11 protein-coding genes, 2 tRNA genes and 1 riboswitch are annotated in these 13,677 nt (G+C 43.6%); of the genes, 11 read left to right on the forward strand and 2 right to left on the reverse strand.

Features of this window, described 5'->3' with window-relative positions; all coding sequences use genetic code 11:
• Window positions 1-129 precede the first annotated feature (129 nt).
• The 11 genes from HUO09_RS15815 to thiH all read left to right on the forward strand — a co-directional run bounded on the left by HUO09_RS15815 (window position 130) and on the right by thiH (window position 10,498).
• Window positions 130-206: transfer RNA gene (locus tag HUO09_RS15815), tRNA-Asp, on the forward strand.
• Between the two features lie 64 nt (window positions 207-270).
• Window positions 271-347, forward strand: a tRNA-Trp gene (locus tag HUO09_RS15820).
• Between the two features lie 672 nt (window positions 348-1,019).
• Complete coding sequence (locus HUO09_RS22600) at window positions 1,020-2,159, forward strand: GGDEF domain-containing protein (RefSeq protein ID WP_373563704.1); 1,140 nt, start codon at window positions 1,020-1,022, stop codon at window positions 2,157-2,159.
• 108 nt (window positions 2,160-2,267) lie between these two features.
• On the forward strand, window positions 2,268-3,644 hold the full coding sequence (locus tag HUO09_RS15830) for a multicopper oxidase family protein (RefSeq protein WP_188234537.1): 1,377 nt from the start codon (window positions 2,268-2,270) through the stop codon (window positions 3,642-3,644).
• Window positions 3,645-3,782: 138 nt separating this feature from the next.
• Complete coding sequence (gene crcB / locus HUO09_RS15835; RefSeq protein ID WP_167411016.1) at window positions 3,783-4,166, forward strand: fluoride efflux transporter CrcB; 384 nt, start codon at window positions 3,783-3,785, stop codon at window positions 4,164-4,166.
• Window positions 4,167-4,218: 52 nt separating this feature from the next.
• A riboswitch (TPP riboswitch) is annotated at window positions 4,219-4,317 on the forward strand.
• 109 nt (window positions 4,318-4,426) lie between these two features.
• The gene (gene thiC / locus HUO09_RS15840; protein ID WP_188234538.1) at window positions 4,427-6,394 is read left to right on the forward strand and encodes a phosphomethylpyrimidine synthase ThiC; all 1,968 of its coding nucleotides are present in this window, start codon (window positions 4,427-4,429) and stop codon (window positions 6,392-6,394) included.
• A 3-nt stretch (window positions 6,395-6,397) separates the two neighbouring features.
• Window positions 6,398-7,600 (forward strand): thiamine phosphate synthase, encoded by a 1,203-nt coding sequence (gene thiE / locus HUO09_RS15845; RefSeq protein ID WP_188234539.1) that lies wholly within the window; start codon window positions 6,398-6,400, stop codon window positions 7,598-7,600.
• Window positions 7,590-8,393, forward strand: a complete 804-nt coding sequence (locus HUO09_RS15850) for a HesA/MoeB/ThiF family protein (RefSeq protein WP_188234540.1) — start codon at window positions 7,590-7,592, stop codon at window positions 8,391-8,393. The genes thiE and HUO09_RS15850 overlap by 11 nt, the downstream gene beginning before the upstream one ends.
• A complete protein-coding gene (gene thiS, locus HUO09_RS15855) occupies window positions 8,378-8,584 on the forward strand; it encodes a sulfur carrier protein ThiS (protein WP_188234541.1) in 207 nt (68 codons plus the stop codon). Before HUO09_RS15850 ends, thiS begins: the two co-directional genes overlap by 16 nt.
• A gap of 4 nt (window positions 8,585-8,588) precedes the next feature.
• Window positions 8,589-9,386 (forward strand): thiazole synthase, encoded by a 798-nt coding sequence (locus HUO09_RS15860; RefSeq protein WP_188234542.1) that lies wholly within the window; start codon window positions 8,589-8,591, stop codon window positions 9,384-9,386.
• Window positions 9,386-10,498 carry a 2-iminoacetate synthase ThiH gene (gene thiH, locus HUO09_RS15865; protein WP_188234650.1) on the forward strand — a complete coding sequence of 371 codons (1,113 nt, stop codon included), beginning with the start codon at window positions 9,386-9,388 and terminating at the stop codon, window positions 10,496-10,498. Before HUO09_RS15860 ends, thiH begins: the two co-directional genes overlap by 1 nt.
• A gap of 122 nt (window positions 10,499-10,620) precedes the next feature.
• Here the strand turns inward: thiH and HUO09_RS15870 are convergent, their stop codons facing one another.
• On the reverse strand, window positions 10,621-12,411 hold the full coding sequence (locus HUO09_RS15870) for an aminopeptidase P family protein (protein ID WP_188234543.1): 1,791 nt from the start codon (window positions 12,409-12,411) through the stop codon (window positions 10,621-10,623).
• A 179-nt stretch (window positions 12,412-12,590) separates the two neighbouring features.
• Complete coding sequence (locus tag HUO09_RS15875; RefSeq protein WP_042490091.1) at window positions 12,591-13,532, reverse strand: LysR substrate-binding domain-containing protein; 942 nt, start codon at window positions 13,530-13,532, stop codon at window positions 12,591-12,593.
• Window positions 13,533-13,677 lie beyond the last annotated feature (145 nt).

Raw genomic sequence — 13,677 nt, forward strand, 5'->3', positions numbered from 1 at the left:
TGTGGGGTCTCCCCATGTGAGAGTAGGACATCGCCAGGCTTGCTTCCTTGTTTTCAGATTTTGAAAAATCTGAAGGCAAAATTCAATAAAGCATCTAATCAATAAGACTTTATTGAGTAAAAAATTAGTGGAGCGGTAGTTCAGTTGGTTAGAATACCGGCCTGTCACGCCGGGGGTCGCGGGTTCGAGTCCCGTCCGCTCCGCCACTTATTTAAAGAACCTCAGCTGAAAAGCTGAGGTTTTTGCAAATCTAAAGAATAGAAATTCTGCAGGGGTGTAGCTCCAATTGGCAGAGCAGCGGATTCCAAATCCGCGTGTTGGGAGTTCGAATCTCTCCACCCCTGCCATTATNTAATGCCAAAAATCAGCGCGTGTTGGGAGTTCGAATCTTTCCACCCCTACCATTGTAAGAAGCCTCAGTCGAAAGACTGGGGCTTTTTCACATCGGTCGCTTGGATAGGTGTAGCGATACACAAATTGCAGAGCAGCGGATTCCGCCAATACCAAAGATCAGCGCGTGTTGGGAATTCGAATCTCTCTATCCCTATCATTATTAGAAGCCTCAGTCGAAAGACTGGGGCTTTTTCACATCTGCCGTTTGGATAGGTGTAGCGACACACAATTGGCAGAGCAGCGGATTCTGCCAATACCAAAGACCAGCACGTGTTGGGAGTTCGAATCTCTCCATCCTTGCCATTATTAGAAGCCTCAGTCGAAAGACTGGGGCTTTTTCACATCAGTCGTTTGGCTAGTTGTTGTAATGCACTATTGGCAGTGCAGCGGATTCCGCCAATACCAAAGACCAGCGCGTATTGGGAGTTCGAATCTCTCCCTATTGTTATATTTATAAGTTTCAGCCTTATAGGTTGAAATTTAATAGTTAACACTTAGAAAAACATAGGATAAAACTTTGCATTTTAACTCAACGTCATTGTGAAATAAGGTTGCTAAATCACTTTCTTCTTCGATATAGATTTCGGTGATATTATCAACTTAATTGAGTTAAATAGAACGAAATAGTGATAAATACAGCTTCCGATTTAATTAATTTGGCTAATGTACTTAACAACATTATCTGTAGTGTCGTTGGGTGCTTATTTCTATTTCAGATTCGCTCAGGGCTTTCTGGTTATCAACGCCGCTCAGCAACTTACTTTTTTTTATTCTTTTTCTTTTTCGGCTTTGCTTTTGCTTCTATGGCCATACGCGATTGGCTACCTGTAGGTTACTCCATTTTTTTTAATAACCTGCTCTATATGGCTGTTGCATACTTACTCTTATTTGGTTCAATCAGTTGGTATCAGAGTAATGTTAAGCCTCTACTATGGAAATTCGCTATTGTACACGTGCTGTTCTATACCACTGCCCAGTACCTTATTTACCTATTCTGGCCTGCGAGTTTAGAGCTTCGAGTTCAATTGGCTTTTGCTAACTACGCGATAGTTTATTTATCCACTTTTCTGGTTTGTTATGAGCATAGAGCCTCGAATGGTAGGGGTGAAAAGATGCTCGCTATTTCACCATTGATTTGCATTATGGCCGCGAGTTTTCCTACGATTGCTTTGTCTATCAGTGCAAAACCTGAATATTATCGTGTCGCTGTGGTTATTACCCAGAATATCGTTTGTTTCTTCTTACTGGGTTCGCTGCTTTCTCTGTTTCTGTTTAATAAAATAGATTGGCATTATCAGCGTTCGATTAGGGATGAGCTCACTGGGCTCTATAATAGGCGTTACATCAATGAAAAAATCTCACAACTATTAGATAAAACCGATGGTGTTATTGCCGTGGTAGATATCGATCACTTCAAAAAAGTAAATGATTTATATGGTCATGAAGTTGGCGATAATACCCTAATAGCCGTTTCTAACATCCTTTCTTCATTTATTGGTTCTCAAGACCTCATTGGTCGCTATGGTGGTGAAGAATTCGTAATTTTTCTTTCTCAAAGAGACTCTAACAGTATCAAAACTCTCCTAGAATCTATGAGGCAAAGTGTCAAAATAAAAGCCGCCTCTGCGCTTCCTAGTCCTGTAACTGTGAGTATTGGCTATAGTGTAGTTGGTGATAGCGATACGTTGGACAGTTCATTCATTAAAGCGGATTCAGCACTGTACATTGCTAAACGAAGTGGCAGAAATTGCATTGTAGAGAAGTAGATATTGAAAAACTGCTGGCTGTTCGCTTTTAAATTGGCACTCTTGTTTACATTTTGTTGAGAATAAGTTTTATTAACACTTTGTTGTGTAGCTTTACCTGAGGCAGAAATGGATATTAGTCGCCGTCGCTTTCTTTCAATTAGTTCAGTTTTTGGGCTGTCGACGTTATTACCTGCTTGCTCGTTGATTCGGACTGATCAGCAAAGATTTGTTTATGAACTTACCGCGGAAGCAGCTTCTGCTGAAATCGTTCCGGGCTATGTCACTACAGTTCTTGGTTTTAATAGTTCAATACCTGCTCCGACAATACGCTGTCGTCAGGGGGAAAAAGTGACCATTCGCTTTACCAATAAACTGGAAGAGCCGACCACAATCCATTGGCATGGCTTACGAATTCCTATTGGTATGGATGGTGTTCCATTTCTAAGTCAGAAGCCAGTTATGCCCGGTGAAACTTTCGTTTACGAGTTCACTCCACCGGATGCGGGCACCTTCTGGTATCACCCTCATATGAACAGCGTAAAACAATTGGGTATGGGACTGGTTGGTCTTATTGTGGTTGAAGAGACTGAGTCCGTCTTGTTCGATGAAGAACATGAGTTAGTTCTTAAACATTGGCATCTTGATAAGAAAGGTCAATGGAAGGAGTTGATGATTCCACGCTACAGCGCCCGAATGGGAACTCAGGGGGAGTGGGGAACGGTAAATGGTATTCATAACCCTAGTTACGATGTGAAACAAAATGCCAGCGTTCGATTAAGAATTGCTAATGTTGATAATACGATTACCTACCCAATTGCTGTGGAAGGTGCTGAAGTTTGGGTTGTGGCCATTGACGGAAACCCGATTAAAACGCCTTATCCGCTAACAGAGCATAAGATTGGACCGGGAATGAGAGTGGACATCGCTTTTATTGCGCCGAAGGCTGGAAGTGTGGTTTACGTGCGCCAGATGAAAGGAAAATTCCCGTTCCCACTGTGCGAATTTAAATGCCAGCAATCAAAGCTACCCGAAGACACCGAGATCCCAGCTTTGCCTCTGAATCCAATTCCTAAGATAGATTTAGCTAATGCTCAATCTATAGACTTCGTTTTTGAGTGGGAAGGGGCTGTTTCTCCTGCTGATGCAAGTGGACATGCCGTACCTAATTTTTGGCTGATGAACAAGCGGGCTTGGGAAGGGATGAGTGCCAATAATATTCCCGCTCCGCTCGCTAAGTTAGAACGCGGCAAAACGTACATTTTTAATCTTAAAAATGTCACGCAGTATCACCATCCAATTCACTTACATGGACATACGTTTACCGTGTTAGAGTTGGATGGCAAACCTGTTGAGACTCCTTTTCATACAGACACCGTACTGCTTGGAAAAAATGGTTCAGCGAAGGCGGCATTCGTTGCGGATAATCCAGGACGCTGGATGTATCACTGTCATGTAATTGAACACATGAAAACAGGTTTGATGGGATACATTGAAGTTGCTTAAAGTGACTCCTGTAACTTTTTAAAACTAATCAGTTATAGAGGGTAATTCCTCTTATTATGAGAACATTATTTTCATCATTTTTGCCTCTTTTGTGCTCAATAAATCAGTACAATGGCTGAAATGATTTTTGGAGGGTACATGGGGCAATTTTCAATTTTGGGTCTTATTGCGATAGGTGGTGCGATCGGTGCGTGTTCTCGATACTTAGTATCAGAAATGTGTGTCAGCTTATTCGGCCGATCTTTCCCATATGGTACGTTAACCGTTAACGTGCTCGGCTCATTTATTATGGGATTATTGATCGCTGCAGTAGAGAATGAGTGGCTAGCTCCTTATCCTTGGAGACAAATTATCGGTTTAGGATTCCTTGGAGCACTGACTACGTTCTCAACTTTCTCAATGGATAACGTACTTCTTATGCAGCAAGGTGCTTTTGTTAAGGTTGGGTTTAACGTGCTACTAAACGTGTTGTTAAGCATCTCCGCAGCATGGCTAGCTTATCAATGGTTAATAAAAGGTTGATTAAAAACTCTACTTTTGTTCTTGGTTAACTAAGTTTCTTTATCTATAATCGTTTCACTTGTCGGAGTGCCATAAGGCTGAGACCGTTTATTCGGGATCCGTTGAACCTGATCTGGTTAATACCAGCGAAGGGAACAAGAGAAGACCCTCTTTCTAGATTGGCTGGCGACAAGCCCCAAACCTAAGATCCGTCTACTCATCTCTTATTGACACATTTTTCCGCCAAGCATTTATCCCTAAAACAATACAAGGAAAATGCTATGTCGAGTCGCAAACAAGCGAGACTGGAAGCAAAACAGTTTATCGAGAACCTCTCAGTTCAACCTTATCCAAATTCTAGTAAGACCTATGTCGTTGGCTCTCGTGCCGATTTACGCGTACCGATGCGTGAGATTTCACTCGCTGATAGCTTAATCGGAGGAAGCAAAGAAGCTCCGATATCTGAGCCTAACGAACCTATTTGTGTTTACGATACGTCTGGCGTCTATACCGATCCTGAACATGAAATCGATTTATACAGCGGTTTACCTAAGCTAAGAGCTGGCTGGGTTGAAGAGCGAAACGATACTGAAGTTCTGCAATCGATGAGTTCTGAATACGCTCAAGAGCGTCTATCCGATGAAACTCTGGACGAGCTTCGCTATGGTAACTTGCCTTCGATTCGTCGTGCCAAAGAAGGAAAACGCGTTACTCAGCTGCATTATGCTCGTCAGGGTATTATTACTCCTGAAATGGAGTTTATTGCGCTGCGAGAGAACATGGGTAATCGCCGTTACCAAGATGAACAACTCAACCAACAGCATTCAGGGCAGAGCTTTGGTGCAAATCTACCAAAAGACATAACTCCTGAGTTTGTGCGCAAAGAAGTGGCTGAAGGGCGAGCGGTGATTCCATGTAATATCAACCACCCAGAAGCTGAACCTATGATCATTGGCCGTAACTTCTTAGTGAAAGTAAACGCCAACATTGGTAATTCGTCTGTCAGCTCTTCAATTGAAGAAGAAGTAGAAAAGCTAGTATGGGCGACGCGTTGGGGTGCTGACACTGTGATGGACCTTTCTACCGGCAGAAATATCCACGAAACACGTGAGTGGATATTACGTAACAGCCCAGTTCCGATTGGTACCGTTCCTATGTATCAAGCTCTGGAAAAGGTAAACGGTGTCGCCGAAAGCCTGACTTGGGAAGTGATGCGCGATACCTTACTTGAACAAGCTGAGCAGGGGGTCGATTACTTCACGATTCATGCTGGTTTGCTTCTTCGATACGTACCTATGACCGCTAAGCGCGTAACCGGTATTGTCTCTCGTGGCGGATCAATCATAGCTAAATGGTGTCTTGCTCATCATCAGGAAAATTTCCTTTATACCCACTTCAGAGAGATCTGCGAAATCTGTGCGAAGTATGATGTTTCGCTTTCGTTAGGTGATGGTTTACGTCCGGGCTCGGTGGCTGATGCGAATGATGAAGCGCAGTTTGCTGAGTTAAGAACACTTGGCGAGTTAACCAAAATCGCTTGGGAATATGATGTTCAGGTTATTATCGAAGGCCCAGGTCATGTTCCGATGCATATGATTAAAGAGAACATGGAAGAGCAGTTGAAGCATTGCCACGAAGCGCCTTTCTATACTCTTGGTCCCCTGACGACAGATATTGCACCCGGCTATGATCATATTACGTCTGGTATCGGCGCTGCGATGATTGGTTGGTATGGCTGTGCCATGCTTTGCTATGTCACACCCAAAGAGCATTTAGGCCTTCCTAACAAAGAAGATGTAAAAACAGGGCTTATTACTTATAAGCTTGCTGCTCACGCAGCTGACCTTGCTAAAGGGCATCCAGGCGCTCAAGTCCGCGATAACGCTTTGTCAAAAGCTCGTTTCGAATTCCGTTGGGAAGACCAGTTCAACCTGTCTCTTGATCCAGTTACGGCGCGAGCCTTCCATGATGAAACTCTTCCTCAAGAGTCAGGGAAAGTTGCTCATTTCTGTTCTATGTGTGGTCCTAAGTTCTGTTCAATGAAGATCTCACAAGAGGTTAGGGAATACGCGAATAACAAAGAGCAAGTTGCCGCTGACCAAGCCATCGAAATCAAAATGCTGGATGACCCACTGTTATTTGAACAAGTGGATCAAGGTATGCGTCAAAAATCTCAGGAGTTTTTGCAATCAGGTTCTGAGCTTTACCATCCAGCAGTTAAACAGAACTCTGTCGTTACGGAGGAGTAACTTGTGAAGATACTTATCCCATCTCATTGCCTTGAGTTTACGGGAGAAGTTCAACAAGTTTTGCTGCTCGCAGCTGAGCAGGGTTTCAATATCAGTCACATTGAGTTGGGTGTAAACCCGACCCAATGTATTGAACTTGTTGATACAGAGACTTCTCGTTTATACAGCAATTTATTTGAATCAAGTGGCGACGGTGATCTAGAGAGAGAACTGATGTTCCTCTACGGGGGGCAACCTCAAGAGATCTGTCTACCTAATGTTGTTCAAATTGGCGTTTCTTATGATGAACGTCTGGTCGATAGCTGGCTTCATTTAGATGAAACAACGCTCTTGATTCATACTCAGACCTTATCTTTGAATCAATCTTGGCGTCATTTTGCCTGGGTTGTAGCCTCTCTGGCTCTCGATTTTCCTCTGGAAGATGCCCTTGTTTTGAGTCGGGCTGCAATGAATGTTTCACGTGAAACATGGCCGACACAATTCCAACATTTTCCGTTTATTGAGCAACCTGCAGTTTCTATTACTCAAACAGGTTTCACCACTCTAAGTAAACACTCATTGGGTCTATACCCAGTCGTTGACGATGTTGAATGGATTGAAAGATTGCTCAAGTTAGGAATTAATACCATACAACTACGGATTAAAGATCCGAACAAGACAAGCTTAGAACAACAAATTGTTAAAGCCATTCTACTGGGTCGAGAACACAAGGCACAGGTGTTTATTAATGACCATTGGCAGTTGGCATTGAAACATAACGCCTTCGGTATTCACCTTGGTCAAGAAGACGTACTAGACGCGGATTTGGAGCTTATCGCAGATAGTGGAATGGCGTTGGGTTTATCCACTCATGGCTATTTTGAGTTGTTACGTATCCATCAGCTATCACCGAGCTACATCGCCCTCGGACATATATTTCCTACCACTACGAAACAAATGCCATCGAAACCACAAGGCTTAGTACGATTAGGTCTTTATCAAAAGCTGCTTGATAGTATGCCTTATGGTAAATCCATCGGAGTACCAAGCGTTGCGATTGGAGGCATTGACTTAGACAATATTCAGCAAGTGCGCGAGCAGGGTGTTTCAAGCGTTGCTGTGGTTAGAGCGATTACCGAAGCAAAAAATGTCGAAGCGAACGTAAGAGAGTTGCAGTCCAGATTTAATCGTACGGTGAATAAACAGGAGGTGTTCGATGCTATCTGATGATGCCTTTTTACGATATCAACGCCAAGTATGCTTACCTGAGATAGGTGAATCAGGGCAACAAAAACTGTGTGACTCTTCTGTACTTATCATAGGTTGTGGGGGCTTAGGTAACTCAGCTGCTCTGTACTTGGCTGCTGCAGGAGTTGGAAAGCTGGTTCTTTGTGATGATGATGAGGTCGAAGTTTCGAACTTGTCTCGTCAAATTGCATTCCGTAACCAGCATGTATCAACACCAAAAGTAGATGCTTTGGCGCAGGAGTTACGAGAATTAAATCCAGAGTGCCATGTTCGAACAGTGTGTCGACGAGTTGATATCAATCTGCTGCCTTTGGAAGTTTCCATGGCGGATGTGGTTTTAGATTGTTCGGATAATCTAGAGACTCGACATCTCGTAAATCAGGTGTGCTTTGAGTGTCAGGTTTCACTTATATCCGGTGCCGCAATTGGTTGGAGAGGTCAGGTTATCGCTTTTGATTTTACCGCACCAAACAAAGTAACTGGCTGTTATGCCTGTATGGTGCCTCGCGACGATACCAATCAACTGGGGAAATGTAGTGACCATGGGATTATCGGTCCGGTGGTAGGAACGATTGGCAATCTACAAGCCTTGTTAGCCATTCAATATTTGGCTGATTTGCCTGAGTTTAAAACTCATCAGTTAATGACATTCGACGCTAAATACCTAGATTGGCAAAAGTGGCAGTTGATGGCTGATCCTGATTGTGAAATCTGCGCAGCCAAAGAAGGCAATACTAACAATAACGAGGGGGTGGTATGTCCATCACTGTAACCGTTAATGGCGTTGTTCAACAGATCAATCAGCAAACCACACTTACTTCTTTGCAACAGCAATTAGATTTACCTACTGTTGGTTGCGTCTTTGCCATCAATGATCAAATTATCCCTAAAGGCTTGTGGTCATCTCAGGTGCTCAATGAAGGGGACAGAATCTCTCTTTTTCAAGCGATAGCAGGAGGCTAACGTTATGTCGAATAACAGTCTTTCAGGTCAAAATTTACTAACCATTGCGGATAAAACATTTCGCTCAAGACTACTTACCGGTACTGGCAAGTTTTCCAACCGCCATACAATGACGAATGCTATTCAAGCTTGTGAATCTGAATTGGTCACAATGGCTCTTAAGCGAGTAAACCTTGATACCCGTGATGATGATATTCTGTCACCGTTAATAGAAGCTGGAGTGAATTTATTGCCAAACACGTCTGGTGCAAAGTCAGCAAAAGACGCCATTTTTGCGGCGCATTTAGCTCGTGAAGCCCTTGGTACAAATTGGCTTAAATTGGAAATTCATCCTGATCCCAAATACCTGATGCCAGACCCAATAGAAACGTTGTTGGCTGCTGAGCAGCTAGTTAAGGATGGTTTTATCGTATTGCCATACTGTCATGCGGATCCTGTTCTGTGTAAAAGATTGGAAGAGGTTGGCTGTGCTGCTGTTATGCCGTTGGGAGCGCCTATCGGTACCAACAAGGGATTGGTATCCCGTGAATTCCTAGAAATTATCATCGACCAGGCGAATGTTCCTGTAATTGTAGATGCTGGAATTGGCGCACCGTCAGACGCTGCATTAGCTATGGAACTAGGGGCGGACGCTGTATTGGTAAATACCGCAATTGCTACTGCGGGTGATCCGATTGCCATGGCCAAAGCATTTAAACTTGCGGTGGAGGCGGGGCGAATTGCTTTTGAAAGTGGATTGGCTGGTCAGGTAAATCACGCTGTAGCGTCAAGTCCGTTTACCGAGTTTCTGGGAGGCGCATGATGAGCTTTCTGGAACAATTTAAACGACTTGACTGGGACGACATTAAGCTTTCTATATACAGTAAAACTTCTCAGGATGTCGAACTGGCGTTAAGCAAGTCAAAGCGAAATCTTGAAGATTTTAAAGCGCTAATCTCACCTGCTGCAGAACCATACTTAGAGCAAATGGCACAACAGTCTTACCTCAAAACTCGCCAGCGTTTTGGTAATACGATGTCTTTCTATGTTCCGCTCTATCTATCAAATTTGTGTTCCAACGATTGCACTTATTGTGGATTTTCGATGGGCAATCGCATCAAACGTAAAACCTTAACTGATGATGAGATAGAGGCTGAAGTAGAAGCGATTAAGAAAATGGGCTTTGATAGTGTTCTTCTTGTCACTGGCGAACATGAAACCAAAGTCGGAATGGATTATTTTCGAAGAACTGTTCCTCTGATTAAGTCTTCATTTAATTATCTGGCGATGGAAGTTCAGCCTCTAGAGCAAGCGGAGTATGCGGAACTAAAAACGTTAGGTTTAGATGCAGTCATGGTTTATCAAGAGACCTATCATCCGTCGACTTATAGTAAGCATCATTTACGTGGTAAGAAGATGGACTTTCAATATCGCTTAGACACACCGGAACGGTTAGCAAAAGCGGGTATCGATAAAATTGGGCTAGGGGCGTTGATTGGTTTGGAAGATTGGCGAGCTGACTGCTTCCATGTAGCCGCGCATATCGATTATCTGGAAAAAACGTATTGGCAAAGCCGATACTCGATTTCCTTTCCACGATTAAGACCGTGTGCGGGAGCCATGCAACCCAAAACTGTCATGAGTGATAAGCAGCTTGTACAGCTCATTTGTGCTTATCGCCTATGGAATGGAGAAGTAGAACTTTCTCTATCGACACGCGAGTCTGCGAGTTTCAGAGATAACGTTTCAGTGCTCGGTATCACCAGCATTTCTGCAGCTTCAAAAACTCAACCTGGGGGGTATGCAAATTCAAATGTTGAGCTAGAGCAGTTTGCAATTAGTGATGAACGTTCTGCAAATGATGTTGCATTGGCGATGAAGAGCAGAGGGCTAGAAGCTGTGTGGCAAGATTGGCATTTTGCCTATTCTGGCTAAAAGCACCTGCCAACTATTCGAATTAAGATAAAGATACGAATAGTGATTAAAAATGTTTCACGTGAAACATAAAAATCCCTTAGTGATTCCTCACTAAGGGATTTTTATAGGTAAGCGAATGACTACGAATGATTGATTGGCTGAGTTGCCTGTTTTAGCCACTGTCTGACATCACCTTCAACCAGTGGACTGACTTCGTCCCACACTTTTTGGTGGTAGTTATTCAGCCAGCTCAGCTCAGGTTTTGTCAGCATGTTGACGTTGATAGCACGAACATCAATAGGGCAGCGAGTGAGTGATTCGAAGCTATGAACATGGAAGTCGCCTTGAGTTTCGACTTCCACAACCAACTCCAAGTTTTCGATACGAATACCAAAACCGTCAGCTCGGTAGTAACCCGGTTCGTTCGACAACACCATTCCCGCAAGCAAAGGTACGTTGTTAAATACCTTACTTATACGTTGAGGTCCTTCGTGAACACTAAGGAAGTGACCAACACCATGACCTGTGCCGTGATCATAATCGTAGCCATTAGCCCATAAATGTTGGCGTGCCAGAACATCAAGTTGATGGCCACAAGTACCTTTCGGGAATCGTGCTTTAGCTAGAGCAATATGCCCTTTAAGCACTAAAGTAAATTGCTGCTTCATTTCGTCACTGACTTCACCAATCGCAATGGTACGGGTGATGTCGGTTGTACCATCTATATATTGACCACCTGAGTCAACGAGGTAAAGCGTGTTCATTTCTAGCTTACCTGGTTCTGGTTGGTTCATGTGGTTGTAGTGACACATAGCCGCATTCGTTGTTGCGGCAGAAATGGTGTCAAAGCTCAGATCTGCTAGTGTTGGGTCAAGCTCGCGGAATGCTTGAAGCTTATCAGCCAGTTGCGCTTCGTTATGCAGTTTGCCAGCCGCCACTTCGCTATCTAACCAAGATAGGAACTTCGTCATTGCTGCACCATCGCGAACATGACACGCTTTCATGCCTTTAATTTCAGTCGCGTTTTTTGCGGCTTTTGGTAACAAGCAAGGATCGGCGTCTTTAATTAATTCAGCATTTACATTCTGCAGAGTCAGGGTGAACCAAGCGTTGCTGGTGGCTGGGTCTACAATGACTTTCTTGCCTGAAAGTTTCTCAAGTTCTGTTTGCAGCGTATCTGGATGATGCACTCGTACACCGGCACCAACGTGATTTTCAAAGCCTTCGGCTAATCGAGCTGGGTCAAGGAAGAAGTCAACACTTGCATCAGCATGAACAATGGCGTGCGATAGCAACACTGGTAAGCGTGATACGTCTAGACCGCGAATATTCAACAGCCAACAGATAGAATCTAATTCTGTCAGCACTGCGCTATCTGCTTTTTTAGAACGCAGAATGTCTGCAATACGCTGACGTTTTGTCGCGCTGTTTACACCAACCAGCTCATCACTCATTAAACGCATCTCAGAGACTACAGGAGCAGGGCGATCATGCCAAAGATTGTCGATAGCATTGCCTTCGGTTGCAACTAATTCTAGCTCGTCAGCCAGTTTGCTTTGAGTCGCTGTTAACCAACTCGCACGGTGCATTCTTGGGTCGTAACCCACCTTGCTACCTGTAGGCAAATTGCTTTGTAGCCAATCTAAATACGGTTCTTCAATAAGATGACGGTACTCGAACAGCTCTTGTGGAACTTGTTTGCGAACCTGAACGGTATAACGGCCATCAACAAAAATGGCTGCCGAAGTTTGTGTAATCACAGCGGCACCCGCTGAACCAGTAAATCCAGTTAACCAATGTAATCGTTCGTTGTGTTCTGGTACGTATTCGCCAAGATACTCATCTTCATGAGGAATAATGAGTGCGTCTAAACCGTTACGTGTTAACCAGTTACGAAGTTCTGTTACACGCTGGGAGATGGATTGGTACATCTTGCTATTCTCCTAATAATTGTCCTTTTGTTCAGCCGATGCCGATATATCCTTTCTGTTGATATACCCACTTTGCCTATCTATGTAGTGCAGGACGTGAACCGATAAGCTACTCGTTTTGTAGTGAGTGTGCAAATGTGCTGAACTTAATCTTATCAATAGTGTTATAGGGCGTTTGTTTAACGCAAATGTAAGGTTTTCGTCTGAATGATTTGCCTTAACCAAGAGAGTGCTGGGTCGTTCTCTCTGTCTCTGTGCCAAAACAACGTATAAGCCATAGGTGGAAACTCAAGAGGAAGAGGAAGTACCACTAAATCGAGATGTTTGGCGACAAGATGAGTGAAATGGCTCGGTGCAGTAAATACAAAATCTGTGTAGCTGCATAAGCTGGCTGCGCTGTTAAAGTCGGGAACGGTAATCGCAATATCTCGTTGATAACCTAAATCTGCTAAACGGTAATCCAGTAGCCAGCGATCGCTGCCATCACAGCGCACTTGTACATGCCGCAGGGTAAGATATCGTTCTAAGTTCCATTGCTGTTTTAAAACAGGGTGATCTCGACGAACGACACACATTTGTGAATCGCGGTAGATCTCCTGCTCGCAGATATCCTTTGGCGGAAGCATGGTTAACTTAGCATCGTTGATGTCGATATCTTTACCTGTGATACCAATATCTAGCTCGCCCATTTGCAGCTTTTTAAAGGTTTGGTCAGTCCACGAATGAGTACTGATATTGAGATTTGGTCCCTGCATGAATATTGCTGGCAAAAAATGGGGCAGGATTAATGGGTAGACACTTTCTACTGCCGCGATATGAAATCGATATTCGCTCGACTGAGGAGAAAACTGCTCAGGCTGAGTAATCAGCTCTAGCTGGTCAACCAAGGTTTCTAACTTAGGCTTCAAAAACAACATTTTTGGTGTCGGTTTTAGGCCATGAGAGGTTCGGATGAAAAGTGGATCATCGAATTGTTCACGTAGTTTTGCCAGCGACTTACTGACGGCTGATTGACTCAGGTGCAGCCGGCTTGAAGCGCGTGTAACGCTGAGTTCCTCTCCAAGGACTTGTAAACAAACAAGCAAGTTAAGGTCAATTCGCGCTAATTTATCAATGTTCATGTGATTTTCCACTGAGGAATATTACTGATGATTATAAGCCATTTGTTCGAATAACAGCATTCTTCTATCATGCACGCTCTTTATTATTCAACTTTTGGAACCTATTTTGAGCGTAACTTCTTCTGTGAAAGAGTCTTCTGTGCAA

Source organism: Vibrio sp. Y2-5 (assembly GCF_014596725.1).
Lineage (GTDB): Bacteria > Pseudomonadota > Gammaproteobacteria > Enterobacterales > Vibrionaceae > Vibrio.